General features: G+C 63.3%; 24 protein-coding genes. 17 read left to right on the top strand and 7 right to left on the bottom strand.

Translation table 11 applies throughout. The features are described 5' to 3' along the window. Positions 1-70 precede the first annotated feature (70 nt). Together ilvD and JT360_RS05565 are read left to right on the top strand one after the other, a co-directional pair. Positions 71-1795, top strand: a complete 1725-nt coding sequence (ilvD, locus tag JT360_RS05560) for a dihydroxy-acid dehydratase (protein ID WP_214470590.1) — start codon at positions 71-73, stop codon at positions 1793-1795. Continuing rightward, positions 1782-2612 (top strand): tetratricopeptide repeat protein, encoded by an 831-nt coding sequence (locus JT360_RS05565; protein ID WP_214470592.1) that lies wholly within the window; start codon positions 1782-1784, stop codon positions 2610-2612. The genes ilvD and JT360_RS05565 overlap by 14 nt, the downstream gene beginning before the upstream one ends. Positions 2613-2907: 295 nt before the next feature. On the opposite strand, the gene JT360_RS05570 is transcribed toward JT360_RS05565, so the two are convergent. The 4 genes from JT360_RS05570 to erpA form a co-directional block, all read right to left on the bottom strand. Further along, positions 2908-3225: a hypothetical protein gene (locus JT360_RS05570; RefSeq protein WP_214470594.1), complete on the bottom strand. Its 318-nt coding sequence runs from the start codon at positions 3223-3225 to the stop codon at positions 2908-2910. 76 nt (positions 3226-3301) lie between these two features. After that, positions 3302-4096 (bottom strand): exodeoxyribonuclease III, encoded by a 795-nt coding sequence (gene xth / locus JT360_RS05575; protein ID WP_214470596.1) that lies wholly within the window; start codon positions 4094-4096, stop codon positions 3302-3304. A 6-nt stretch (positions 4097-4102) separates the two neighbouring features. Then, positions 4103-4495: a VOC family protein gene (locus JT360_RS05580; protein WP_214470597.1), complete on the bottom strand. Its 393-nt coding sequence runs from the start codon at positions 4493-4495 to the stop codon at positions 4103-4105. Between the two features lie 10 nt (positions 4496-4505). Continuing rightward, entirely contained in the window at positions 4506-4853 is a 348-nt protein-coding gene (gene erpA, locus JT360_RS05585) for an iron-sulfur cluster insertion protein ErpA (RefSeq protein ID WP_214470599.1), read from the bottom strand. A 76-nt stretch (positions 4854-4929) separates the two neighbouring features. On the opposite strand from erpA, the gene JT360_RS05590 reads away from it, so the two are divergent. After that, positions 4930-6144 (top strand): deoxyguanosinetriphosphate triphosphohydrolase, encoded by a 1215-nt coding sequence (locus JT360_RS05590; RefSeq protein ID WP_214470601.1) that lies wholly within the window; start codon positions 4930-4932, stop codon positions 6142-6144. Positions 6145-6203: 59 nt separating this feature from the next. Then, the gene (gene argS, locus JT360_RS05595) at positions 6204-7961 is read left to right on the top strand and encodes an arginine--tRNA ligase (protein WP_214470602.1); all 1758 of its coding nucleotides are present in this window, start codon (positions 6204-6206) and stop codon (positions 7959-7961) included. Here the strand turns inward: argS and JT360_RS34030 are convergent. After that, positions 7945-8847 carry a hypothetical protein gene (locus JT360_RS34030; protein WP_352126995.1) on the bottom strand — a complete coding sequence of 301 codons (903 nt, stop codon included), beginning with the start codon at positions 8845-8847 and terminating at the stop codon, positions 7945-7947. The genes argS and JT360_RS34030 overlap by 17 nt on opposite strands. On the opposite strand from JT360_RS34030, the gene JT360_RS05600 reads away from it, so the two are divergent. The 11 genes from JT360_RS05600 to JT360_RS05650 all read left to right on the top strand — a co-directional run bounded on the left by JT360_RS05600 (position 8821) and on the right by JT360_RS05650 (position 20962). After that, positions 8821-11523 (top strand): SPOR domain-containing protein, encoded by a 2703-nt coding sequence (locus JT360_RS05600; RefSeq protein WP_352126996.1) that lies wholly within the window; start codon positions 8821-8823, stop codon positions 11521-11523. The genes JT360_RS34030 and JT360_RS05600 overlap by 27 nt on opposite strands. Before the next feature lie 104 nt (positions 11524-11627). Continuing rightward, positions 11628-12647 carry a beta-N-acetylhexosaminidase gene (gene nagZ / locus JT360_RS05605; protein WP_214470606.1) on the top strand — a complete coding sequence of 340 codons (1020 nt, stop codon included), beginning with the start codon at positions 11628-11630 and terminating at the stop codon, positions 12645-12647. A 63-nt stretch (positions 12648-12710) separates the two neighbouring features. Continuing rightward, on the top strand, positions 12711-13514 hold the full coding sequence (locus JT360_RS05610; RefSeq protein ID WP_214470744.1) for a segregation and condensation protein A: 804 nt from the start codon (positions 12711-12713) through the stop codon (positions 13512-13514). Further along, a complete protein-coding gene (scpB, locus tag JT360_RS05615; RefSeq protein WP_214470608.1) occupies positions 13511-14290 on the top strand; it encodes an SMC-Scp complex subunit ScpB in 780 nt (259 codons plus the stop codon). The genes JT360_RS05610 and scpB overlap by 4 nt, the downstream gene beginning before the upstream one ends. Before the next feature lie 180 nt (positions 14291-14470). Further along, positions 14471-14692 (top strand): twin-arginine translocase TatA/TatE family subunit, encoded by a 222-nt coding sequence (locus JT360_RS05620; RefSeq protein ID WP_015317533.1) that lies wholly within the window; start codon positions 14471-14473, stop codon positions 14690-14692. A 29-nt stretch (positions 14693-14721) separates the two neighbouring features. Next, positions 14722-15495, top strand: a complete 774-nt coding sequence (gene tatB, locus JT360_RS05625) for a Sec-independent protein translocase protein TatB (protein ID WP_214470610.1) — start codon at positions 14722-14724, stop codon at positions 15493-15495. After that, positions 15492-16367: a twin-arginine translocase subunit TatC gene (tatC, locus tag JT360_RS05630; protein WP_214470612.1), complete on the top strand. Its 876-nt coding sequence runs from the start codon at positions 15492-15494 to the stop codon at positions 16365-16367. The genes tatB and tatC overlap by 4 nt, the downstream gene beginning before the upstream one ends. Before the next feature lie 191 nt (positions 16368-16558). Further along, the gene (gene serS / locus JT360_RS05635) at positions 16559-17863 is read left to right on the top strand and encodes a serine--tRNA ligase (protein WP_214470614.1); all 1305 of its coding nucleotides are present in this window, start codon (positions 16559-16561) and stop codon (positions 17861-17863) included. Continuing rightward, positions 17863-18621 (top strand): 5'/3'-nucleotidase SurE, encoded by a 759-nt coding sequence (gene surE, locus JT360_RS05640; RefSeq protein WP_027039151.1) that lies wholly within the window; start codon positions 17863-17865, stop codon positions 18619-18621. The genes serS and surE overlap by 1 nt, the downstream gene beginning before the upstream one ends. Then, positions 18618-19271, top strand: coding sequence for a protein-L-isoaspartate(D-aspartate) O-methyltransferase (locus JT360_RS05645; protein WP_214470616.1), 654 nt, complete (start codon positions 18618-18620; stop codon positions 19269-19271). Before surE ends, JT360_RS05645 begins: the two co-directional genes overlap by 4 nt. Before the next feature lie 164 nt (positions 19272-19435). After that, positions 19436-20962, top strand: a complete 1527-nt coding sequence (locus JT360_RS05650; RefSeq protein WP_214470618.1) for a peptidoglycan DD-metalloendopeptidase family protein — start codon at positions 19436-19438, stop codon at positions 20960-20962. A gap of 113 nt (positions 20963-21075) precedes the next feature. Here JT360_RS05650 and JT360_RS05655 read toward each other — a convergent pair whose 3' ends face one another. After that, on the bottom strand, positions 21076-21966 hold the full coding sequence (locus JT360_RS05655; RefSeq protein ID WP_214470745.1) for an NAD-dependent epimerase/dehydratase family protein: 891 nt from the start codon (positions 21964-21966) through the stop codon (positions 21076-21078). A gap of 113 nt (positions 21967-22079) precedes the next feature. Here JT360_RS05655 and JT360_RS05660 point away from each other — a divergent pair, with 113 nt between their 5' ends. Continuing rightward, entirely contained in the window at positions 22080-22901 is an 822-nt protein-coding gene (locus JT360_RS05660) for an AraC family transcriptional regulator (RefSeq protein ID WP_214470619.1), read from the top strand. 39 nt (positions 22902-22940) lie between these two features. Here the strand turns inward: JT360_RS05660 and JT360_RS05665 are convergent, their stop codons facing one another. Then, positions 22941-23816 (bottom strand): ATP-binding protein, encoded by an 876-nt coding sequence (locus JT360_RS05665; protein ID WP_214470621.1) that lies wholly within the window; start codon positions 23814-23816, stop codon positions 22941-22943. A gap of 273 nt (positions 23817-24089) precedes the next feature. On the opposite strand from JT360_RS05665, the gene yajC reads away from it, so the two are divergent. After that, positions 24090-24431: a preprotein translocase subunit YajC gene (yajC, locus tag JT360_RS05670; protein WP_027043763.1), complete on the top strand. Its 342-nt coding sequence runs from the start codon at positions 24090-24092 to the stop codon at positions 24429-24431. Positions 24432-24442 lie beyond the last annotated feature (11 nt).

Here is a 24442-nt window from a genome sequence, read left to right on the forward strand (position 1 = left end):
CTTGTCTCGGGACACGCGCCAAAAGGCTCGGCGATGGGAGAGGCCGCACCGCCCGCGGCAAGGAAGAGAAATGGACGCCAAAGTCATTTCAAAGGCTAAGCTCCCTAGCCGCTATGTGACCGTCGGTCCGGCGCGTGCGCCGCATCGCTCCTATCTCTATGCCATGGGTCTGTCGGCGGCCGAGATCGCGCAGCCGCTGGTCGGCGTCGCGTCCTGCTGGAACGAGGCAGCACCCTGCAACATCTCGCTGATGCGCCAGGCGCAAGTGGTCAAGAAGGGCGTCGCCGCGGCCAACGGCACGCCGCGCGAATTCTGCACCATCACCGTCACCGACGGCATTGCCATGGGCCATCAGGGCATGAAGTCGTCGCTGGTGTCGCGCGAGGTCATCGCCGATTCGGTCGAGCTCACCATGCGCGGCCATTGCTATGATGCGCTGGTCGGCCTTGCCGGCTGCGACAAGTCGCTGCCTGGCATGATGATGGCCATGGTGCGGCTCAACGTGCCGTCGATCTTCATCTATGGCGGTTCGATCCTGCCCGGCAGCTATCGAGGCCGGCAGATCACCGTGCAGGATGTGTTCGAGGCGGTCGGCCAGCATTCGGTCGGCACGATCGGCGATGACGAACTGCTCGAGATCGAGCAGGCGGCCTGTCCATCTGCCGGCTCCTGCGGCGCCCAGTTTACGGCCAACACTATGGCCACGGTCGCCGAGGCGATCGGCCTGGCGCTGCCCTATTCCTGCGGCGCGCCGGCGCCCTACGAGATGCGCGACCGCTTCAATTTCGCCTCCGGCGAAAAAATCATGGAGCTGATCGCAAAAAACATCCGGCCGCGCGACATCGTCACGCTGAAGGCGCTGGAGAACGCGGCGACGGTCGTCTCGGCCACCGGCGGCTCGACCAACGCGGCACTTCATCTGCCGGCGATCGCGCATGAGGCGGGCATCAAATTCGACCTGTTCGACGTGGCGAAGATCTTCGAGAAGACGCCTTATATCGCGGACCTCAAGCCTGGCGGCAAATATGTCGCCAAGGACATGTTCGAGGCCGGCGGCATTCCGCTGCTGATGAAGACGCTGCTCGACCACGGCTATCTGCACGGCGATTGCCTGACGGTCACTGGCCGCACTTTGGCCGAAAATATGGAGCATGTTGCCTGGAATGAACACCAGGATGTGGTCCGCCCGGCCAACAGACCAATTACCCAAACCGGCGGTGTCGTGGGCTTGAAGGGAAACCTTGCCCCCGAAGGCGCGATCGTGAAAGTCGCGGGCATGGCGGAGTTGAAATTCTCCGGTCCGGCGCGCTGCTTCGATTCGGAAGAGGAATGTTTCGAAGCGGTGACGCATCGCAACTACAGGGAAGGCGAGGTTCTCGTCATTCGCTACGAAGGGCCGCGCGGCGGTCCCGGAATGCGCGAGATGCTGTCGACGACGGCGGCGCTCTATGGCCAGGGCATGGGCGGCAAGGTGGCGTTGATCACCGACGGCCGCTTCTCGGGCGCGACGCGCGGCTTCTGCATCGGCCATGTCGGGCCGGAAGCCGCGGTTGGCGGTCCGATCGGCCTCATCAGGGATGGCGACGTGATCTCGATCGACGCGGTGAACGGCACGATCGACGTGGCGCTGACCGAGGCCGAACTGGCGGCGCGGGCCAAGACCTGGAAGGCGCGCACGACCGATTACCAGTCGGGCGCGATATGGAAATACGCACAGACGGTCGGGTCTGCCCGCGACGGCGCGGTCACTCACCCCGGCGGTGCGAAAGAAACACACTGCTATGCGGATATCTGAGTTGTTGAGGTCATCTGTCCTGCCGGCACTGGTCGCGTTTGCGATCTTTGGCGCCGTGGGCCAGGCCATGGCCTTCGACGACAAGGTGTTCGACGACAAGACCGGCGTGAAGCCGCAGTCGAGCCCCTGGGCGGTGTTCCAGTTCGGCTTCTCCGCCTACAAGAACGGCCACAAGGAACAGGCCGCCGAGGCCTATAAATACGCCGCCGAAAACGGCCAGATCGGCGCCACCTGGAAGCTTGCCCGCATGTATGCCGAGGGCGACGGCGTGGCGCGCGACGATTATGAGGCGTTCAAGTTCTTCTCGGAGATCGTCGACCAGGATGTCGAGCCCGGCTCGCCGGAAGAAAGCTATGTCTCCGACGCGCTGGTGGCGCTCGGCGATTATCTGCGCAAGGGCATTCCCGGCAGCCCGGTCACCGAGAACGAGGTGGCGGCCCAGGAATATTACATGCGCGCCGCCGCCAACTACCGCAACCCGAACGCCCAGTTCGAGATGGGACAGATGTTCCTCAAGGGCGAGGGCGGCGTGAAGGCCAGCGTCAAGCAGGCCGGGCGCTGGTTCCAGCTCGCCGCCGAGAAGGGCCATGCCGGCGCGCAGGCGACGCTCGGCCATCTGCTGTTCCAGAGCGGCAAGATCGTTCGTGGCCTGGCGATGATGACCGCAGCACTCGAACGCGCGTCGCCCACCGACCAGCCCTGGATCCGCGGCATGCAGGAAGAAGCGTTCGCCGCCGCCGGCGAAGCCGACAGGCGCACCGCGATTTCGCTCGCCGACGACATCCTGACCAAGGGCACCACCAACGCGGAGCAGTAAGGGCATTGGTGCGTGCTTAAGATGTATCACCCGCTTTGCGGGCATTCAAATTTCGACACTCTGCGCCGCCCCTCATTGCCCTGCCGGGCATTTCTCCCCGTATAGTGACGGGGAGAAAGAGGCTGGCTGCAACGCCGGCGCCTTTCTTGCAACGCCGGCAATTGGCGAAACCATCGATGACAGCGCCCCTCTTCCCGTCGCTATACGGGGAGAGGATGCCGGCAGGCAGGTGAGGGGCGGCGCAAACGTTGCTAATTTAGTCCGAGTTTTGGCGACAAGAAAATCCACCGAAAAATCAGTTCTCGGTCGGCTCCGTCGGCACCATGCTTGGCGCTGGCGTCGAGATCGGCGTCACGTGCGGTTGCGGCGCCATCGTGTTTGCGGGGCAGTTGTCGGCGACCTTCGTCCAGGACGTGTTGTTGAGCACCATGTCGCAGCGGGCCAGATGGCTCTGGTCGGCAATCGTCAGGCAGGCGACCTGGCCGACCGGATACGACTTTCCATTGGCAAGGCATTCCGGGGCGGCGAAAGCCGGCACGATCGCAGCCGTGGCGAATGCCAAGCCGATCGGACAAAGAATAAGTCGAATGGTCATGGGAACCCCGGCCGCCATGATGATCTCCCATCATGCGCCTGAATGTGGCGACATGAGGTCCAGCGGCGGCGTGTCCATCAGGCCGCAGGGACCGTCAGGCCGGCTGCAGCGCGAGGTCGATCGCCACCGGGACGTGATCGGACGGCTTTTCCCAGGCGCGCACATGCTTTTCGATCGAGGCCGACGAGAACCGATTGGCGGCTTCCGGTGACAGCAGCAGATGGTCGATGCGGATGCCGTTGTTCTTCTGCCAGGCGCCGGCCTGATAGTCCCAGAAGGTGTAGGTGTCCTGCGCATCGGTGACCGCGCGCACCGCCTCGGTGAAGCCGAGATTGAGCAGCCGCCGGAAGGCCTGCCGCGTCTGCGGCTGGAACAGCGCGTCGCCCAGCCAGTTCTCCGGAAACCGCGCGTCGATCGGCTCAGGAATGACGTTGTAGTCGCCGGCCACCACCAGCGCCTCTTCCAGCCTCAGCCGCTCTTCGGCCCAGCGTTCCAGCCGCGCCATCCAGGACAGCTTGTAGGAGAACTTCTTGTCGTCATCGATCGGGTTGCCGTTCGGCAGATAGAGCGACGCGACGCGCAGGGCGCCCTTGTCGGTCGAGAACACGCCTTCGATGAAACGCGCCTGTTCGTCGACATCGTCACCGGGCAGGCCTCTGACAACTTCGTCAAAGCGCAGCTTCGACAGCAGCGCGACGCCGTTGAAACCCTTCTGGCCGTGGGTTTCGACATTGTAGCCCAGCGCCTCGATCTCGGCGCGCGGGAACTGATCGTCGACCGTCTTGATCTCCTGCAGGCAGACGATGTCGGGCGCGCTTTCGGTCAGCCAATGGGTGAGGTTGCCGATGCGGGCGCGCACGCCATTGATGTTCCAGGTGACGATTTTCATAACGGTCTATTCTTCCTGCGGGGGATGGCGTTCGACCAGACCAATCGTATTGCCAGCCGGGTCCTTTAGAAAGGCCATCCACTCGTTTTCCCCCGCCGGCCCGAACTGGCCTTCGGTATCGCGATGGACGAGCGTCGGCGGCGCGGTGAACGGGATACCCGCGGCTTTCGCCTGCGCATAAAAGTCGTCGAGATCCGATATGTCGAGATAGATGGTGCCAGCCGGTATGCCGTCGGTGAACAGCAATCTCACATCGCCAGCCATGATGAAGGCGATGCCCGGCGGATCGAAGCGGGCATGCACGGTCATGCCGAGCACATCGCGCCAGAAGGCCAGCGTCGCGTCGAGGTCGCGTCCGGCAGACAGCGCGACCTGACGGACCGCGCCTAAGGCAGGCATGGCAATGCCGCTAGATGGAGAAACTGGTGCCGCAGCCGCAGGAGGCGACAGCGTTCGGGTTACGGATCTGGAAGGACTGGCCCATCAGATCGTCGACAAAGTCGATCACCGAGCCGCCCATATAGACCAACGACAAATCGTCGATCAGCACGGTGGCGCCATCCTTTTCGATGGCGACGTCATCGTCGTTGCGCGTGTCGACCAGATCGAACTTGTAGGAAAAGCCGGAGCAGCCGCCGCCTTCGACGGAAACGCGCAGTGCCGTCTTGCCGGCCTCGCCAGAGACAATCTTGGCGATCCGCCTGGCGGCGGCCTCGGTCATATCGACTTTCATCGTGGTCTTGGCATCCGCGCCCATGGGCGTCACCTTGCTTTCGGTTTCACATGATAGGTATGAAGCGCAACGGGGCAAGTCAACTGCGGCGGCATCAGCCATGACAAATGAGCTTGGCGACATCGGATTTGGTTATCGACCACGCGCGGCCTATGCCACGGATCCGGCGCGCTCGCGAGGACGGCTGTTCGACGAGGTGGAAAGCCCGACCCGAACGCCATTCCAACGCGACCGTGACCGCATCATCCATTCGACCGCGTTCCGGCGGCTGAAGCACAAGACACAGGTCTTCATCGCCCATGAGGGCGACCACTATCGAACCCGCCTGACCCATTCGATCGAAGTGGCGCAGATCGCGCGTGCGCTGGCGCGGGCGCTGCGCGGCGACGAGGATCTCGCCGAGGCGGTGGCGCTGGTGCATGATTTCGGCCACACACCATTCGGCCATACCGGCGAGGACGCGCTGAACGAGAAGATGGCGGCCTGGGGTGGCTTCGACCACAATGCGCAGTCGCTGCGCATCGTGACGAGGCTTGAGGCGCGCTACGCCGAATTCGACGGGCTGAACCTGACCTGGGAGACGCTGGAAGGGCTGGTCAAGCACAATGGTCCGCTGACGGACAGCAGCGGCAAGGGCCTGAAGGGACCTGTGCCGCAGGCGATCCGCGACTACTCGGAACTGCAGGACCTCGAACTGGACCGGTTCGCCGGCATCGAGGCGCAGTGTGCTGCGATCGCAGACGACATCGCTTACAACACGCATGACATCGACGACGGATTGCGGTCAGGGCTGCTTACCCTCGATATGCTGAAGAAAGTCTCGCTGCCGGGGACGATCCTGGCGGGTGTGCGCGAGCGCTACCCCAGGCTCGATGATGTGCGCACCGGCCACGAGCTGATGCGGCGGCAGATCACCGCCATGGTCGAGGATGTCATCGTCTCCGCGACCGCCAACCTGGAGCGTGTCGGGCCGCGGAGCGCAGACGCGGTGAGGATGGCGGGTGAGACGATGGTGACCTTCTCCGCCGAGATGGCCGCGGCCGAGAAGGAACTGAAGACCTTTCTCTACAAGCATCTCTACCGGCACAAGGAGGTGATGCGCGTGCGCGCCGGTGCCGAGCAGATCGTCAGGGACCTGTTCGACGTCTATTTCGCCGATCCGCGCGCCATGCCGGACGGCTGGCGCGAGGGGCTGGACCGGGCCGACGATCGCATCAAGGCGCGCAGCGTGGCCGATTTCCTGGCCGGCATGACCGACACCTACGCGCTCAAGGAACATCGGCGTTTGTTTGACCGCACCCCGGATTTGAGCTAGGGCGGGCGCGATTTGCCGGCCAACGCGCCGGATTCGTCACAAGCCGCCAGAGCATACCCATGAACATCTTCGCCGATTTCACCGCGCGAGTTACAAAGGCTGTCGAAGCGCTTGACCTGAAAGACAAGGACGGCGTTTCGCCCGACCTGTCGCGCATTGCGGTCGAGCCGCCGCGCGACGCCAGCCATGGCGATCTCGCGACCAATGCGGCAATGGTGCTGGCCAAGCCCACCGGCCAGAACCCGCGCGCGCTGGCAGAAAGACTGGCGCTGGCGCTGCGGGATGACGGGGATGTTGCAGCCGCCGAGGTTGCCGGCCCGGGCTTCGTCAATCTCCGGCTCAAGGACGGCTTCTGGCAGACGCATCTGTCCGCTCTCCTGGGCGAGGGCCGCAACTATGGCCGCTCGACGATCGGCACCGGCCGGAAAACCAATGTCGAATATGTCTCGGCCAACCCGACGGGGCCGATGCATGTCGGCCATTGCCGGGGCGCGGTTGTCGGTGACGCGCTTGCCAATCTGATGGCCTTTGCCGGCTACGACGTGACCAAGGAATATGTCATCAACGACGCCGGCGGACAGATCGATGTGCTCGGCCGCTCAGTCATACTGCGGTATCGGGAGGCGCTCGGCGACGAGATCGGCGAGATTCCACCCGGCCTTTATCCAGGCGATTATTTGGTTCCTCTCGGCCAAGCGCTGGCGAAAGAGTTCGGCCGCAGCCTGCTCCAAATGCCTGATGAAGAGGCGCTGGCCATCGTCAAAGACCGCGCAATCGACGCGATGATGGCGATGATCCGCGATGATCTGGCGCTGCTCAACGTGCATCACGACGTGTTCTTCTCCGAACGCACGCTGCACGCCGACAATGCCAGGAAGATCCGGTTGGCGATCAATGACCTGACGCTGAAGGGCCATATCTACAAGGGCAAGCTGCCGCCGCCCAAGGGCGAGAAGCCGGACGACTGGGAAGACCGCGAACAGACGCTGTTCCGCTCGACCGCGGTCGGCGACGACATGGACCGGGCGCTGGTCAAGTCCGACGGCTCGTTCACCTATTTCGCCGCCGACGTGGCTTACCTGAAGGACAAGGTCGATCGCGGCTTCGTCGACCTGATCTACGTGCTTGGCGCCGACCATGGCGGCTACGTCAAGCGGCTGGAGGCGCTGGCGCGGGCAATTGCCGGCGACGATGTCAAGCTCACCGTCCTGCTGTGCAATCTGGTCAAGCTGTTTCGCGATGGCGAGCCGGTCCGCATGTCCAAACGGTCCGGCGATTTCGTGACGCTGCGCGAGGTGGTCGAAGAAGTCGGGCGCGATCCGATCCGCTTCATGATGCTCTATCGCAAGAACGACGCGCCGCTCGATTTCGATTTCGCCAAGGTCACCGAACAGTCCAAGGACAATCCGGTGTTTTATGTGCAGTACGCCTCGGCGCGCTGCCATTCGGTGTTCCGGCAGGCTAGCGAGCAGCTGGGGGAGGCGAATTTCGATCGCAACAGCCTGGCGGCGGCGGTAACGTTGCTGACCGACGAGGGCGAAATCGGCCTAATCCGCAAACTCGCCGAATATCCACGCCTGATCGAGTCCGCCGCTCTTGCGCTGGAGCCGCATAGGCTGGCATTTTATCTCTATGACCTGGCGTCCAGTTTCCACGGGCACTGGAACCGGGGCACGGATAATCCGGACTTACGTTTTGTTAAGGTTAACGACCGACAATTGACGCATGCCAGACTAGGGCTGGTGCAGGCTGTTTCGGATGTTTTGACGTCCGGCCTGACGTTGATCGGGGCCGCAGCGCCTACCGAAATGCGTTAGGTTTGACTAAAAAACCTGTCACCTTTTGCCCACATTGCGCTGGTAAGGGCCAACCCTGCGCGACGTCCATGGCGTCCGAATGAGTGCGAGTTCGGGAACAATAATGGCAGACAGAACCCAGCTGAGAGTAGCCGACAACAACGACGTCGCTGACGATGATCCCTTCGCGGAACTGACCAGGATCATGGGATTTGACCCGCGCCAGCCGGTCAAGCAGCAGGCGCCGGGCCAGCCCCAGGCCCCTGCTGCCGGTCAGTCCGTGCAAGAGCCCGATTTCGACATCGACCTCGAAAAGGAGTTGATGGGCGAGTTCGACGCCGGCGACAGTATCGCCGCTCCCGTTGTCGAGGTTCATGAGCCGGCATTCGAACCGGCTGCCGCTCATGCCGCGGACGACGATCTTGCCCTTTCGCTCGACGACGATTTCCATATGGATTTCACGGGTGACGATGACCATGCGGCCGTCGCCAGTCCTGCGAATCCCGGTGCTGCCGAAGCCGCGCCATCCGTCGAACCTGCCTTCGACGCCGATTTCGACAATGCCGTCGCCAGTTCGCTCGAAGATGTTTCGCCCTTCGAAGACGATCTGCCGATGGACGACGAGCTTGCCGCGTCGCTCGATCGGGATTTTCACATCGAGGACGAGACCGCGGACGAGATCGCCGGGGCCCAGCACGCCGTTGCCGAAGAACCGGTGGCTGTCGAGCCAGCCTCCGATCATGAATTCGACGATGCGGTCGCGCTTTCGCTCGAAGACGAGCTGATGCTTGACGACGATTCGGCGGATCAGCGCCACGCGGTTGCGAGCGCGGCCGACGACCCAGAGCCGGAGCCGGTCGCCACGAGTGAGGCCCAGGCGATGACCGACGAGGATTTCGTCGGTCACTTCGATGACGCCATGACCGATGTCGATGTGGATTTTCAGGCAGACGAGCCGGTGGCCTTTGACGGGGCGGAAGCCCACGAAGTGCCCGTCGATGCCGTGGAGGACGAGACATCAAAGCCTGAAGCCGTGTCGGATGACGCTTTCGATCTAAATCTCGACGACGCGTTTGCCGAGCCTGCCGAAGAGCCGGTGGCCGAGATTGTCGCCGCTCCCGTCCAGCCGATGGCGCCGGTGATCGCTGCGGCCGAACCGGAGCAAGCAGCTCCAGTTGCGGATGAACGGAGCCTCGAGGACGAGTTGAATGCGCTTCTGGGCGCCATGAGCGCTCGCACGCTGCCGTCGGCCAAGGAGCCTGTGATGGCTCAACCGGTCGTCGCTCAGCAAGCCGCTCCTGTCCAGCCGCCTGTCGCCGCGCCTGCAGAAGCCGCCGAAGAACCTGCCGATCTTGTCGGCGATCTCGACTGGGATCTCGACGAACATGCGCCCGAGGAGCCGCATCAACCCAGTGCCGCCCACGCCGCCGATGCCGATCTCGACGACATGCTGCTCGATGAAGTTCAGGGTCAGGATATCGGTTCGAATGCCGCCGAACAGGTCGACATCGATTTGGACAATGATGCGTTCGATGCTGCTTTGGCCAAGAGCCTCGGTCCACATGACGGGACAGCTTCCCCGCAGGATCAGGCCGACTCTCTCGATTGGCTGGCCGAACGCTCCGCGCCGGCGGAGCCGGCCCGTTCGTGGAGCCGCGTGACGCCGGTTCCCCAGCAGCCGGCATATGCCGCGCAGCCGGCCGCTTCGATAGTGGCCAGAACCGCCGCTCCGGAAGTGGACGCGGTGCCGTCCTACCGTGCGCCCGAGCCGGTTGCGACCGCCTCCTATGAAGCCCCTGTACCCGCATCGCAGCCGCCACAGTCCTCGCGCTACGAAGAAGAGATGCCCGATGTCGAGACGGTCGATGTACCGGAGCGCGTCGTGGCGCTGGCAGACGATCTCGACATTCCGGAGTTGCATTTCGAGGAAGATGAGCCGGCCACGCCAGGTTATGACGATCTCGACGCCGAGTTCGCCAGTCTTCTGACGGAAATGAATTCGGTGGAGGTCGCGCCTGCTCCGGCTGCTCCCGCGAGCAGCACCGGATTCAATCCGGGATATGAGGCGCTCAATCCGCGATATGAAGGGCTCAATCCGGGATATGCAGCGCTCAATCCCGCGTATGAAGAGCCTAAGCCGGGTTATTATGACGGGGTCAAACCGGGTTATGACGGCGTCAAACCGGCCTATCAGCCGGAAGCGCGGACCTATGCGGCCCGGCCGACGGAAACGCCGTCCCGTGCGGCGGCCAATTCAGCCTATGCCGATGCCGCCGACGGCTTCGACCTCGACAGTTTGCCTGGCAGCCAGCCGGTCTCGCAGGCGGACGATTTCACGGTCGATGAACTCGACTATGACCCCGAACTGGACGAGGCTATGGCCGTTCCCGGTCTTGGCGAGCGGGAAGCGGCCAGGTCTCCGGGCCGTCGCGGCCTGTTCATTGCCGCCATTGTCGGTGCCGTGGCGGTCGCAGGCGGCCTTGGCGCCTTTGCCCTCTCCCTGGGCGGCAAGGGCGGCAGCGAAGCTCCGGTGATCGTCAAGGCCGACAATTCGCCGATCAAGGTCAAGCCGGAAAACCCGGGCGGCGCCGTGGTGCCGAACCAGGACAACAAGGTCTACGACGCGGTGGTCAAGGGTGCCAAGCCCGCCGAGCCGGTGCAGCAGAAGCTTGTCACCAACACCGAGGAACCGGTGGATGTGCAGGCGAAGGATCCGGCCCGTGCCATTGATCTTTCTCCTGACCAGAGCGCTGCCGTCGGCGGAGCGGACGACGGCAATGCCGCGGCGACCGCCAATGCCGCGCTGGCCGCCAAAGCCGCGCTGGCGGCCAATGCGGCGCCGATCGCCAATGCAAACCCGGCTGACAATGCGGCACCGGCGCCCAAGTCCGAAGATCGCATCGCGCAGGTGCTGCAGGATGCCGACAAGGGCACCAATGCCGATGTCGTGGCCGTCGCGCCGCGCAAGGTAAGGACCATGGTGGTCAAATCCGATGGCTCGCTGGTGCCGCGCGAGGATCCAGCGCCGGCCGCACCGCAAGTGACGGCCGCCGAACCGGCGGATCCGGCGCCGCAGCATGTCGCGCCTTCGGCCGATGCCGACCAGACCGGCACCGTGACGCCCGCCGCCGCCCAGGCAGACGATGAGCCGGCACTCAAGCCGGCGGTTACCGCCAAGCCGGCAGCCACTCCCAAGGCCGAGGCCAAGCAGTCGGCCAACACCCCGGCCAAGGTTGCGATCGCGCCGCAGCGTCCGTCCGACCAGCCGGTCGACGTCGTCGGCGAGGTCAAGCCCGATCAGGTCGCTTCCATCGATCAGGCAACGACGGCGACCGGTGGCGGTTCGTGGTCGATGCAGGTTGCTTCGCAGCCGACGGTGGAAAGCGCCCAGTCGACCTACCAGGATCTGCAACGCCGCTATGGCAGCGTGCTTTCCGGCCGCACGGCCAACATCGTCAAGGCCGAGATTGCCGGCAAGGGCACGTTCTACCGCGTCCGCGTTGCGGCCCAGTCGCGCAACGATGCCATCAATCTGTGCACCAGCTACAAGGCCGCCGGCGGCAACTGCTTCGTGTCGCGCTAGACGCGGTTCGATCAATCAAAGCCGGCGCGGTCCAAGGTCGCGCCGGCTTTTTCATGTGACCCGAGACGATTCCCTTTGGCCGCGCGAAGCCCTAGACTCCTGATATGACCGAATCAAAATCCATGATCCTCGGCTGTGCCGGGAAATCGCTCACCCGCGAAGAAATCAATTTCTATCGCAATGAATGCCCGTGGGCCTTCATCCTGTTTGCCCGCAACATTGGCGAGGCCGAGCAGATCCGCGATCTGGTCGCCGAGATGCGCGACTGTATCGGACGCCCCGACGCGCTGGTGTTCATCGACCAGGAAGGCGGCAGGGTGCAACGCCTGCGGCCACCGCTGGCGCCGAACTATCCGGCGGGCGGCGCGCTTGGCGCGCTGTGGCGCGACGATCATGACGCCGGCGCCCGTGCTGCCTGGCTGATGGCGCGCCTGCACGCCTTCGACCTGCTGCGCTACGGCATATCGGCCGATTGCCTGCCGGTGCTCGACGTGCCGATCGAAGGCGCCAGCGACGTGATCGGTGCGCGTGCCTATGGCAAGGAGCCACGCGCGGTCATCGAACTCGGCCGCGCCGCCGCCGAAGGCCTGATGTCCGGCGGCGTGCTGCCCGTGATGAAGCACATTCCGGGCCATGGCAGGGCCTTTGCCGATACGCATTTCGAACTGCCCGTCGTCGACGCCTCGCTCAGCGACCTGCAGCGGCATGATTTTGCCCCGTTTCGGGAGCTCAACGACCTGCCGATGGCGATGACCGCGCATGTCGTCTACAGCGCCATCGACCCCAAGAACCCGGCGACGACGTCGGGCAAGGTCATCGACGAGATCATCCGCCGCGACATCGGCTTTGACGGGCTCCTGATGAGCGACGACACCTCGATGAAGGCACTTTCTGGGGATTTCCCGACAAAGGCGGCCTCGATCCTTGCGGCGGGCTGCGATCTGGTCCTTCACTGCAACGGCGTTTTCGAGGAGATGGCGGGCATCGCGTCGCGCACCAGGGGGCTTGAGGGCAAGTCGCTGGAGCGTGCAAAGCGGGCGATGACCTATATAAAGAAACGCGACGCGGTCGAGGAAACCGAGATACGTGCCGAATTCGCCACCTATTTCGATGCGGTGGCCTAGCAAGGGGAAGTGACAGAGGCAGTGGCGGAAACATTGGAAAGCAAGGCCGCGAAGGCCGCACCGATGGACCGCCTGTGGGCCGAGAACGACGATTCGCGGCTGACCGGCGACCCGTCGCTGGTCGTCGACGTGGCCGGGTTCGAAGGCCCACTCGATCTCTTGCTGCATCTTGCCCGCAACCAGAAGGTCGATTTGGCGCGCATTTCCATCCTGGCGCTGGCCGAGCAGTATCTGGCCTTCGTCGAGACGGCGAGGACGCTGCGCCTCGAACTTGCCGCCGACTATCTGGTGATGGCGGCGTGGCTTGCCTTCCTCAAGTCGAAGCTCTTGATCCCCAAGCAGCCGGGCGAAGAGGGCGAAAGCGGCGAGGAACTGGCGGCGGTGCTGCAATTCCGCCTGAAGCGGCTCGAGGCCATGCGCGACGCGGCGGCACGTCTGGTCAACCGCAACCGGCTCGGCCGCGACGTGTTTGCACGAGGCATGCCCGAAATGGTCATTATCGAGAAGCGCAACACTTATTCGGCGTCGCTCTACGATCTGTTGACCGCCTATGCACAGCAGCGGCAGAAGCAGGCGATCACCAATGTGACGATCGCCAGGCGCGGTGTCTGGTCGCTCAAGGACGCGCGCGACATCCTGATCCGGCTGATCGGCTCGCTGCGGGACTGGACGGCGCTCGACAGCTTCCTGATCCAATATCTGACCAGCCCGGAAGAGCGACGCACGGCGATCGCCAGCTCGTTCGCGGCGACACTGGAGCTCGTTCGCGAGGGCAAGATGGATGTGCGGCAGGACGAGGTGTTCGCACCGATCTATTTGCGCGACCACCGCGCACAGGCAATCAAGGCAGTCGAGGTGGCATCATGAGCGAACGCGCCAACGCTTCAGTTATCCCCTTCAAGGTGGACGATGAACTGGAACAGGGCGAGCTCGACCAGGCTTCGGCCCAAAATGCGGGCCAGAATCCGACACAGAATCCGGCCGAGCGGCTGCACATGGCGGAGGCCGTGCGCATGGCCGAGGCGATTGTCTTCGCCAGTGCCGAACCCGTCAGCGAAAAGCAGCTTGCCGCACGCCTTCCCGACGGCATCAACATCGCCCTGGCAATGACCGAGTTGCAGCAGGTCTACGCCCGGCGCGGCGTCAATCTGGTGCGGGTCGGCGACGGCTGGGCGTTCCGCACCGCTGGCGACCTGGCCTTCCTGATGAGCCGCGACACGGTGCAGCAGCGCAAGCTGTCGCGGGCGGCGCTCGAAGTGCTGGCGATCATCGCCTATCACCAGCCGGTGACGCGAGCAGAGATCGAGGACATCCGCGGTGTCGAAACCTCGAAAGGCACGCTCGACACGCTGCTCGAGACGGAATGGGTGCGCATGCGCGGCCGCCGCAAAACGCCCGGCCGTCCCGTCACCTATGGCACCACCGAAACTTTCCTCGATCATTTTGCGCTCGAGGAAATCCGTGATCTTCCCGGCATGGAGGAACTGAAGGGCGCCGGCCTGCTTTCGGGCCGCATGCCGTCGAATTTCTCCATCCCGCAACCGCCGGCCGACCCGGACGCGCTGACCGAGGATGAGGATCCGCTGACCGACATCGATCTCGAGGAACTCGGCCTGCTGACGCCGCGCGTCACGGAAGATTGACCGCAAAGCCTGTTTCAAAAGCAGCCGGCGGGCTATACATGCGCGGATTCGTAGCGGCCCATCACGCTGAAAAAGCGTGACATCCGCCACCCTTTCATAAACTCTGTCGCTGTTGTGTTTGAATCCCAATGCGAAAACGCATAGATCATCGCCAGGGAAAACGTTCGAGAGAGATTTGCTATGGGTTCATTTTCGATTTGGCACTGGATGATCGTGCTGGTGATCGTGCTTCTGGTGTTCGGCCGCGGCAAGATTCCCGAGTTGATGGGTGACATGGCCAAGGGCATCAAGAGCTTCAAGAAGGGCATGGCCGACGACGACGTTGCCGACGACAAGCGTACCGTCGAGCATCGCGCCGATGAAACCGTTTCGGCGGCGAAGGAAAAAGCCAGCAAGAGCTGAGCCATAAGTTCTAGTCGGAACAGATTGCCATGTTTGAAGTCGGCTGGACCGAAATGCTGGTGATCGCGATCGTCATGATCGTGGTCGTCGGGCCGAAGGATTTGCCCAACATGCTGCGCACCTTCGGCCGCACGACGGCGAAGCTGCGCTCCATGGCGGCTGACTTCCAGAAACAATTCAACGAAGCGCTGAAGGAAGCCGAGCTCGAAGACGTCAAGAAGTCGGTCGACGAACTCAGGGGCTTAAGCCCGGTTGCCGAGATCCGGAAGCAGCTCAATCCGTTCGAGCAGGCGGCGGCCGACGTGCGCGCCGGTGTCGACGCAGCGATGAAGCCCAAGCCCGCCGCTGATCCGTCGGCCCCCGCCGCTTCGACGCCACAGACAGCTGAGCCGTTGAAGAATGGTGCAACGACCATGCCCGGCGTCAACGGTCCGGAAGCTACGACATCAGCACCGACTTTCCCGGCGATGACCGACGAATCTGTGGTCACGGCATCCACGGAACCCGCCGCGGCGCCGAAGGCATCGGCGGCCAAGAAAGCCACCAAGGCCGCGCCGGCATCGAAAGCACAATCCAAGGCGAAATCCGCACCAGTGGTGACGAAAACCACACCTGCGACAAAGGCCCTGACAGCGGCAAAGGCTGAAACCGCCGCTGTGAAGAAGCCTGCCGCGGCCAAGACGGCTGCTGCCAGGACGACTGCTGCCAAGACAACTCCTGCCAAGACTGCGGCGAAAACCGAATCGAAGCCTGCTCCGGCAAGGAAGCCGGTGACCAAGAAGACGGCTGGAGCCGCCAAGTGAGCGTTTCGGACAAGGAAAAAGACGAGATCGAGAAATCGTCGGCGCCGCTGATCGAGCATCTCATCGAGTTGCGCCGTCGGTTGATCTGGTCGCTCGGCGGCTTCTTCGTCGCCTTCCTGGTCTGCTTCTTCTTCGCCAAGAGGCTGTTCAACCTTCTGGTCGTCCCCTTCAAATGGGCGACGAAGTGGGCCGGGCTCGACCCGCACAAGGTCGAGCTGATCTACACCGCGCCGCAGGAATTCTTCTTTACCCAGGTCAAGCTCGCCATGTTCGGCGGCATGGTCATCGCGTTTCCGCTGATCGCCACGCAGATCTACAAATTCATCGCGCCCGGCCTCTACAAGAACGAGCGCAACGCCTTCCTGCCGTTCCTGATCGCGTCGCCCGTCCTGTTCCTGATGGGCGCCTCGCTGGTCTATTTCTTCTTCACCCCGATGGTGATGTGGTTCTTCCTCGCCATGCAGCAGGCCGGCACCGATGAGCAGGTGCAGATCTCGCTGCTGCCGAAAGTGTCGGAATATCTCAGCCTGATCATGACGCTGATCTTCTCCTTCGGCCTGGTGTTCCAGCTGCCGGTGGTGACCAGCCTGATGACGCGGGTCGGCATGCTGTCCTCCAAGGCGCTGGCCGAGAAGCGAAAATGGGCGATCGTCATCGCTTTCGTCGTCGCGGCGGTGCTGACGCCACCCGATCCGATGAGCCAGATCGGCTTGGCCATCCCGACCATCCTGCTCTACGAGGTCGCTATCTGGTCGGCGCGGCTGATCGAGCGCAGCCAGGAGCGCGAGCGCCTGGCGCGCGAGAAGCAGGAAGCAGGCGAGACCGTGGCGGACAAGGCACCGGACGAGCCGCCAACGCCGGCTGCATCGTAAGGCTATCGAGCCGCGGCAGCGGCGGAAAACAGCAACCGGCCCATCTTGCATCGATCAAGGATGCGGTTTACCCCCTCTGGCTGAAACGCATCGCCATCAAGGCGGTGCGTTTCAGTTTTTGTTTTGAGCATGTCGTTGTCCCAAACCGCTGCGCACTTTTGGGCGACATGCTACCTGAGGACGGATAAACCATGCTCGATATCAAATGGATTCGCGACAACCCGAAGGCCCTTGTCGAGGCGCTGGTGAAGCGCTCGTGGTCGGCGGTTGAGGCGCAGTCCACGGTCGATGATTTGATCGCCAGGGACGAGGCACGACGCGAACATGTCACCGAGCTGCAGACCAGGCAGGAGCGCCGCAACGCCGCTTCGAAGGAGATCGGCAACGCCATGCGTTCGGGCGATGCCGCGCTTGCCGAAAGGCTGAAGGCCGAAGTCGGCGAGATCAAGACCTTCATCCAGAATGGCGAGGCGCGGGAGCGCGAACTCGACAAGGCGCTTAACGACGTGCTGGCGGTACTGCCCAACGTGCCGCTCGACGATGTGCCTGTCGGCAAGGACGAGCACGACAATGTGGTCAAGCACATCGTCGGTAAGGTGCCGGCGCGGCCGAACTGGGTGAAGGAGCATTTCGAGATCGGCGAAGCGCTCGGCATGATGGATTTCGAGCGGGCGGCAAAGCTGTCGGGCTCGCGTTTCACCGTGCTGAAGGGCGGGCTGGCGCGGATGGAGCGCGCGATCGGCCAGTTCATGCTCGACCTGCACACGACCGAACATGGCTATGAGGAAGTGATCCCGCCGCTGATGGTCCGCGACGAGGTGCTTTTCGGCACCAATCAGCTGCCGAAATTCGAGGAGGATCTGTTCTTCACGCCGCACGGGGAGGGCAGGCTTGGCCTGATCCCCACGGCCGAAGTGCCGCTCACCAACCTCGTGCGCGAGGAGCTCATTGCCCACGATAAACTACCATTACGCTATACCGCGCTGACACCGTGCTTCCGCTCGGAAGCGGGTTCGGCGGGGCGCGACACGCGCGGCATGCTGCGCCAGCACCAGTTCTACAAGGTCGAGCTGGTATCGATCACCGATCAGGAATCCTCGCTCGCCGAGCATGAGCGGATGACGCAATGCGCCGAGGAAGTGCTGAAGCGGCTCGGCCTGCCGTTCCGCACCATGGTGCTGTGCACCGGCGACATGGGTTTTGGCGCGCGCAAGACCTATGACATCGAGGTCTGGCTGCCCGGCCAGAACGCTTATCGCGAAATCTCGTCCTGCTCGGTCTGCGGCGATTTCCAGGCGCGCCGCATGGACGCCCGCTACAAGGACAAGGACGGCAAGGGCAACCGCTTCGTCCATACGCTCAACGGTTCGGGAACGGCTGTCGGCCGCGCCCTCATAGCTGTCATCGAAAACTACCAGAATGAGGATGGCAGCGTAACCATTCCTGAAGTGCTGCGGCCTTACATGGGCAGTCTGGAAAAGATCGAAGCGAAATAATGCGCATTCTTCTGACCAATGACGACGGCATTCATGCCGAGGGCCTGGCGTCGCTCGAACGCGTCGCCCGCACGCTCTCCGACGATGTCTGGGTGGTGGCGCCGGAACAGGACCAGTCCGGCTATGCGCATTCGCTGTCGATCTCGGAACCGCTGCGGCTGCGCAAGATCGGCGAAAAGCATTTTGCCGTCCGCGGCACGCCGACCGACTGCGTCATCATGGGCGTCAAGAAGATCCTGCCCGGCGCACCCGACCTGATCCTGTCCGGCATCAATTCGGGCGCCAACATCGCCGACGACGTGACCTATTCGGGAACCGTCGCTGGCGCCATGGAAGGCGCGCTGCTCGGCATCCGCTCGATCGCGCTCAGCCAGGGGTATAGCTATGTCGGCGAGGATCGCGTCGTTCCTTACGAGACCACCGAGGCGCTGGCGCCGGCGCTGCTGAAGAAGCTCGTCGCGACGCCGCTGCCGGACGGCGTGCTGCTCAACGTCAATTTTCCGAACTGCCTTCCCGAGGAAGTCGCCGGCACGGTGGTCACAACGCAGGGCAAGCTCGTCCACAGCCTGTGGGTCGACGAGCGCCGTGACGGGCGCGGCCTGCCTTACTATTGGCTGCGTTTCGGCCGCGAGCCGGTCGAAGGCAAGCAAGGCACCGACCTCTATGCCTTGCGTAACCGGCTGGTGTCGGTGACGCCGTTGCAGCTCGACCTCACCGCGCATGAGATCCGTGACCAGCTAAGCAAGGCGCTTGCATGAACTTCCCAATCGACGACCGCGAAGGATTTGCCGCTTTCCTGCTGCGCCTGCGCGGCAGGGGAACCGTGCCGAAGGCGCTGATCGCGGCATTCGAGGCGACACCGCGGCGCGGCTTCCTGGCGGCGCGGTTCCACCAGATCGCCTGGTCCGACCGCATGCTGCCGATCGAATGCGGCGAGGCGATCGAAGGTGCCGACATGCAGGCGGCGGTTATCGCGGCACTTGCCATCGAAGCGGGAAACAGGGTGCTCGAGATCGGCACCGGCTCCGGCTATACGGCGGCGGTGATGTCGCGGCTGGCGGCGCGCGTCGTGACCGTCGATCGCTACAAGACGCTTGTCGAACAAGCCAGGCAGCGTTTCGAGGCGCTCGGCATCGGCAATGTCATCGTGCGCCAGGCGGACGGCTCCGGCGGCCTGCCGAACGAAGGGCCGTTCGACCGCATCGTCGCCTGGGCCGCCTTCGACAGCCTGCCGCGCTTCCTGCTCGACCAATTGTCGAGCGGCGGCATCGTCATCGCACCGATCGGACCGGAGGAGGGCGAGCAGGTGCTGGCCAAGCTGACCAAGGTCGGCAGCCGTTTCGAGCGCGAGGATATCGGTCTTGTGCGCCTGCAGCCGATCCTGCGCAGCGTCGCTGCCGTGCTCTAGCTTTCGCTTGTCGTCGGCGCCGGTTCGGCCTGCCGATCCGTGCGGCCAGCCGTCCCCAAATGTTTTAAGAAAATTTTCGTCGGATTCTAATGGGTTAACCGGCCAGTAACATTAACGCGCTTTAATCCTGTCCAGTTGGTGCAGAGTTTGTGCGGGTTAGTGCGATGCAACTCAGTGTTTTGAAGACAAATAGTCGCAATCTGGCGCGGGGCTGCGCTGTTCTTATGATTGCAGGCGCGGCGGCCGGGTGCAGTTCCCAGGCGTCGCGGTTCAATAGCGTCGACGACGTCTTCACGTCCTCGACCAACAATCAGCGCGCCATCATCAACAAGCAGGATGCCGTGCAGCCCTATCCGGGCGATGTCTCCGCCGCCCCGCTCGACGGCAGCCACACACAGTCGGTGAGCCGCTCCAGCCTCGAGCCTGTTTCGAGCCGGCCATTGCCGCCGCCCGCTTCAGCCCAGGGCGCGCCGGCACTCGCGCCCGCCGCCAATCCTGTGCGTGTCGCATCGGCGCCGGCCATGGTTCGCCCGGCACCGCATGTCGACAGGACGACGACCGGCACCGTCGCGCCGGTGGCCAAGCCTTTCAAGGAAGCGCAGCCCGATGCCCCGAAGATTGCAGAGGCGGGCAGGCCGCACGCGACCGAAATCGTCGTCAGGGACGGCGAAACGATCAACGGCTTGGCGCAGCATTACAAGGTTCCGGCCGACGTCATCATGAAGGTCAACGGGCTTAGCGCGACCAAGGGACTGAAGACCGGCCAGAAGATCATCATCCCGGCCTATGCCTATTCGAGCAAGGCCGAACCGAAGCTCGCCGATGCAAAACCGGCGAAGGACGGCAAGCACGATCTGCCGGCCACCGCGCCGGACAAGGTCGCCGTCCTGCCGCAGCAGCCGAAGCTCAAGGAGGGAAAGTCCGCCGCTCAGGTCGATGCCTCGGCCGCCGCAAGCCAGCCCAAGGAGCCCAAGCCCGCGCAGGTGGCCAGGGCAACCGGCGCCGCTGGCACCTATACGGTCCAGTCAGGGGACACGATGTCCTCGATTGCCCGCAAGACCGGCATCGGCGTCGTTGCGCTGAAGCAGGCCAACGGCATGAAGGATGGCTTGCTCAAGATCGGCCAGACGCTGAAGCTGCCGGCTGGCGGAACAGCGACGGTCGCCAGCGCCAAGCCGGCGAAGATCGATCCGGTGACCACGGCAACCACGCAGCCCGCGGCGAAGGCCACGCCTTCGGAAACGCTGGCATCCTACACGCCGCCGAAGAAAGATTCGAAGGTCATCCAGCAGGCAGAGGACGACGATGCGGTGGCGCCGGATGCCACGGGGGTCGGCAAGATGCGCTGGCCGGTGCGCGGCCGGGTGATCTCCGGTTTCGGGTCCGGCAAGGACGGCGTCGACATCGCCGTGCCCACCGGCACGCCGATCAAGGCGGCCGAGAACGGCGTCGTCATCTACGCCGGCGACGGGCTCAAGGAGTTCGGCAATACGGTGCTGGTGCGCCATGAGGACGGTCTGGTCACAGTCTATGGCCATGCCAGTTCGATCGAGGTGCAGCGCGGCCAGAAGGTCAAGCGCGGCCAGGAAATCGCGCTGTCGGGCATGAGCGGCACCACGGACTCGCCGAAGCTGCACTTCGAGGTGCGCAAGAACTCCGCCCCGGTCGATCCGTCGGGCTATCTCGAATAGAATAAAAAAAGCGATTTGCGGGCCGCCTGACCTCCAGTCCAGCCCGCCGGCTCAGCCCGCCCCGCAAGGAGCGGGCTTTTTCAGTTGTCTGCCAATACCTATTCCCTCAAGGCTCAAAGATGATCACGGAGGGTGTCGGCGATCATCACCTCGAGGCTGCTGGCCTTCATGCCGAGAAGCGTCTCGGCGTCGGAGAAATCGACCAGCAAGGGGGTTTCGAAGAGGTAGCTCATCTCGATGAGTTCATGCATGCCCAAGGCTTCCATCTCGGGGATGGAATAGGAACGTGTTTCCAGTATCTCTCGGCGAAGCATCGCCGCGGTTTTATGGATAAGCTCCCGGGGTGAGGCGTGTTGGGAGGGAACATGGAACGCCCGTCCCCATTCACCCGTGTAGCGGGAAGCCGCGACAAGCGTCTTGGCGACATCCTTGGTGAAGGTCCAGGCATGGGTTGCGTCGAGGTCTCCAATGAAGGCGGTAGGCTTGCCCTCGATTATGGAGGGCAGGGCGACCAATGAGAAATAGCTGATCGCGCCATGCCCCAGATAATCGCTGGGCCGCACCTCGATCGCCGGTACATCGGCACGGACCGCCCGCTGCCACATGATCGTCCTGGCGGTTCCTTTCCTCGAAGTTGGATCCAGGGACAGATCGGAGCGAAGCGGGCTGTCGGCATTTTGCCCATAGCCGTAAAGGTTTCCGAGCACGATCAGCTTCGCGCCGACCGCTTCCGCGGCGCGCACGGTACCGTCGATGATCGGGAAAAAGTCGGTCGGCCACCGATGATAGGTGGCCATGGCGCACATGAAGATGGCATCGGCCTTTCGGCTTATACGGGATAGTTCCGCGGCATCGGTGGCGTCGGCCTGCACGGCCCGCACGTTCCGCAGTCCGTTCGAACCGACACTTCGGCTTGTGAGAACAACATCATGTCCTTCTTCGCCAAGAAGGCGAGCGGTCTCGCGACCAACCGGGCCTGCTCCGACAACAACATAGAAACTCATGGCATAACCTCTCATCCAAGTTTGATGGAGAGGCGTAGGTACATAGCGACGGCATTGAAAATCGCGCGGGAATTGCCAAGTCTTGAACAGGTTTTGCCATGAATCGAGAAAGCATGCGTTCGCAATTCGCTCCGGCCCAATCCCTGTCCGACGTAACAATGGCTTCCCGACATATTGAAGCCGGTGTCCATCGTCTGCCCCGGGCGCCACACCATCGCATCATGGTGCATGCAAGTGCTGCGACGCGCTCCTACTGCAGTGAGGTTCGACGATATTTCGTCAGGCGCGCCGGCGATATTGACCTGGTGCCCGCCGGCCAGGAGGGCGGGTTCGAGGCTGAAACCCCGTTCGACACGATTGAGATCGCATTGCAGCCAGCCTTGATGGAAAGGGTGGCGGCGGAACTTGGCGGCAAGGCGCCGGGCTCGCGGCTCGACACGCGCCACCTGCTTCGTGACCAGCGCATCGAACATCTCGCACGAGCACTCGAGAGCGATTTCAATGCGAATTCGCCGAGCGGCTCTTTGTTTGCCGACAGCATCGGCACCGCACTCGCGGTGAGGCTGCTTGGCCTCGGTGAACCTGATATCGATCGAACGACCCGGTTGTCGGATATCCAGCTCAAGCGGGTGTTGGCGCACATCGAGGCTGCACTCCACGAGCCCCTTTCGATCCAACGACTAAGCCGGGTTGCCGGCGCCAGCAGCTCGCACTTGCGGACATGGTTCAAGGTGGCGACGGGCTTCACCCTGCACCGCTACGTGTTGCGACGTCGCGTCGAACGCGCCCGCGACCTGCTGCAGCGAGGCGATCTCAGCACAAGCGAGGTAGCGGAATTGACGGGCTTCGCACACCAATCACACCTGGCGCATTGGATGCGCCGCGAAATCGGCCAAACGCCGCGTGACTTGCGACGGGCGCAGCCGCCCAAATGATCTTGATGTTTGATGGCGTTGGCGACGCAACCGGCCGCATCAATCCTTCAGCGGTTTGCCTAGCCGGCCAGCCAGGTCCTGGGTGAACTGCCAGGCGACGCGGCCCGAGCGGCTGCCGCGTGTCGTCGCCCACTCCAGCGCTTCGGCGCGCAGCTGCTCGGGGTCGAGGTCGAGGCTGTGATGGCTGGCATAGCCGTTGATCATCTCGAGATAGTCGTCCTGCGAACATTTGTGGAAGCCGAGCCAAAGTCCGAAACGATCGGATAGCGAGACCTTTTCCTCGACCGCTTCGGACGGGTTGATGGCGGTCGAGCGCTCATTGTCGATCATGTCGCGCGGCAACAAATGACGGCGGTTCGAGGTGGCGTAGAAGATGACGTTGGCCGGGCGGCCTTCGACGCCGCCTTCGAGTGCCGCCTTCAGCGACTTGTAGGACGTATCGTCATGGTCGAAGGACAGATCGTCGCAAAACAGGATGAAGCGGTAGGGGGCGGCCTTGAGCAGACCCATCAGTTTCGGCAGCGTGTCGATGTCCTCGCGGTGGATCTCGATCAGCTTGAGCGGCAGTCCGGACTTGGCCTTGGCATTGATCTCGGCATGCACGGCTTTGACCAGCGACGATTTGCCCATGCCGCGCGCGCCCCACAACAGCACGTTGTTGGCCGGGTGGCCGGCGGCGAAGCGCTCGGTGTTGTCGACGAGGATATCGCGGACCCGGTCGACGCCGCGGATCAGGCCGATGTCGACGCGATTGACCTTGCGCACCGGCTCCAGATAGCCGGGATCGGCCTGCCAGACGAAGCAGTCGGCTTCTGCGAGGTCGGTTTCAGGCACCGGCGGTGGGGCAAGGCGGCTGACAGCCTCGATCAGGCGGTCAAGTTTCTTGTTGAGGGCGTCGATGGTGCTGTCGGTCATTTCTGGTCTTTTTGGTTCGTGTCCGTAGGGTGGGCAGGTGAGGACCGTTCGATTTCGTCGGGTTCGAAACCGGCTCCAACCTTTTGTTCGAGCGTGATCTTTTCGGAAAACCGGCTCGCGCTTTTCGCGATCATGCTCTAACACGGCTCAACAGGCCGGAAAAGCAGCCGATTTGCCTGGCCGCGCAGTTGCATTGACAACTTTACCGACTATATTCCGGCCAAATTTCAAGGGGGCCGCTCGCGGCCGTTTTCATAATTCAGGAGTACCTCGATGTTCGTGACACCGGCATACGCCCAAGGCATCGGCGGCGCCTCTCCCGATATGTTGATCAGCATTTTGCCGTTTGTCCTGATTTTCGTGATCATGTATTTTCTGATCATCCGCCCGCAGCGCACGCAGCTGAAGAAGCGTGGCGAGATGCTGGCGGCGGTCCGTCGCGGCGACACGGTCGTCACCGGCGGCGGTTTCGTCGGCAAGGTGACGAAGGTGATCGACGACAACGAACTCGAGATCGACCTCGGAGGCGGCACCAAGGTGACGGCGCTGCGCTCGACGATCGCCGATGTGCGCGTCAAGGGCGAACCGGTGGCCAACCAGAACGCCAAGAAATAACCCAATTCCAG

This window comes from Mesorhizobium sp. dw_380, from assembly GCF_018588885.1.
Taxonomy (GTDB): domain Bacteria; phylum Pseudomonadota; class Alphaproteobacteria; order Rhizobiales; family Rhizobiaceae; genus Mesorhizobium.

What these genes read in the sequence shown, in the direction of transcription:
- JT360_RS05665 (WP_214470621.1), bottom strand. Translation starts at nt 23,816, where the DNA reads ATGACCGACAGCACCATCGACGCCCTCAACAAGAAACTTGACCGCCTG.
- JT360_RS05590 (WP_214470601.1), top strand. Translation starts at nt 4,930, where the DNA reads ATGACAAATGAGCTTGGCGACATCGGATTTGGTTATCGACCACGCGCG.
- JT360_RS05655 (WP_214470745.1), bottom strand. Translation starts at nt 21,966, where the DNA reads ATGAGTTTCTATGTTGTTGTCGGAGCAGGCCCGGTTGGTCGCGAGACC.
- JT360_RS05570 (WP_214470594.1), bottom strand. Translation starts at nt 3,225, where the DNA reads ATGGCGGCCGGGGTTCCCATGACCATTCGACTTATTCTTTGTCCGATC.
- serS (WP_214470614.1), top strand. Translation starts at nt 16,559, where the DNA reads ATGCTCGATATCAAATGGATTCGCGACAACCCGAAGGCCCTTGTCGAG.
- JT360_RS05620 (WP_015317533.1), top strand. Translation starts at nt 14,471, where the DNA reads ATGGGTTCATTTTCGATTTGGCACTGGATGATCGTGCTGGTGATCGTG.
- JT360_RS05645 (WP_214470616.1), top strand. Translation starts at nt 18,618, where the DNA reads ATGAACTTCCCAATCGACGACCGCGAAGGATTTGCCGCTTTCCTGCTG.
- JT360_RS05565 (WP_214470592.1), top strand. Translation starts at nt 1,782, where the DNA reads ATGCGGATATCTGAGTTGTTGAGGTCATCTGTCCTGCCGGCACTGGTC.
- tatB (WP_214470610.1), top strand. Translation starts at nt 14,722, where the DNA reads ATGTTTGAAGTCGGCTGGACCGAAATGCTGGTGATCGCGATCGTCATG.
- scpB (WP_214470608.1), top strand. Translation starts at nt 13,511, where the DNA reads ATGAGCGAACGCGCCAACGCTTCAGTTATCCCCTTCAAGGTGGACGAT.
- JT360_RS05660 (WP_214470619.1), top strand. Translation starts at nt 22,080, where the DNA reads ATGCGTTCGCAATTCGCTCCGGCCCAATCCCTGTCCGACGTAACAATG.
- yajC (WP_027043763.1), top strand. Translation starts at nt 24,090, where the DNA reads ATGTTCGTGACACCGGCATACGCCCAAGGCATCGGCGGCGCCTCTCCC.
- ilvD (WP_214470590.1), top strand. Translation starts at nt 71, where the DNA reads ATGGACGCCAAAGTCATTTCAAAGGCTAAGCTCCCTAGCCGCTATGTG.
- surE (WP_027039151.1), top strand. Translation starts at nt 17,863, where the DNA reads ATGCGCATTCTTCTGACCAATGACGACGGCATTCATGCCGAGGGCCTG.
- JT360_RS05650 (WP_214470618.1), top strand. Translation starts at nt 19,436, where the DNA reads ATGCAACTCAGTGTTTTGAAGACAAATAGTCGCAATCTGGCGCGGGGC.
- JT360_RS05580 (WP_214470597.1), bottom strand. Translation starts at nt 4,495, where the DNA reads ATGCCTGCCTTAGGCGCGGTCCGTCAGGTCGCGCTGTCTGCCGGACGC.
- JT360_RS05600 (WP_352126996.1), top strand. Translation starts at nt 8,821, where the DNA reads ATGACCGACGAGGATTTCGTCGGTCACTTCGATGACGCCATGACCGAT.
- nagZ (WP_214470606.1), top strand. Translation starts at nt 11,628, where the DNA reads ATGACCGAATCAAAATCCATGATCCTCGGCTGTGCCGGGAAATCGCTC.
- JT360_RS05610 (WP_214470744.1), top strand. Translation starts at nt 12,711, where the DNA reads ATGGACCGCCTGTGGGCCGAGAACGACGATTCGCGGCTGACCGGCGAC.
- erpA (WP_214470599.1), bottom strand. Translation starts at nt 4,853, where the DNA reads ATGGGCGCGGATGCCAAGACCACGATGAAAGTCGATATGACCGAGGCC.
- argS (WP_214470602.1), top strand. Translation starts at nt 6,204, where the DNA reads ATGAACATCTTCGCCGATTTCACCGCGCGAGTTACAAAGGCTGTCGAA.
- xth (WP_214470596.1), bottom strand. Translation starts at nt 4,096, where the DNA reads ATGAAAATCGTCACCTGGAACATCAATGGCGTGCGCGCCCGCATCGGC.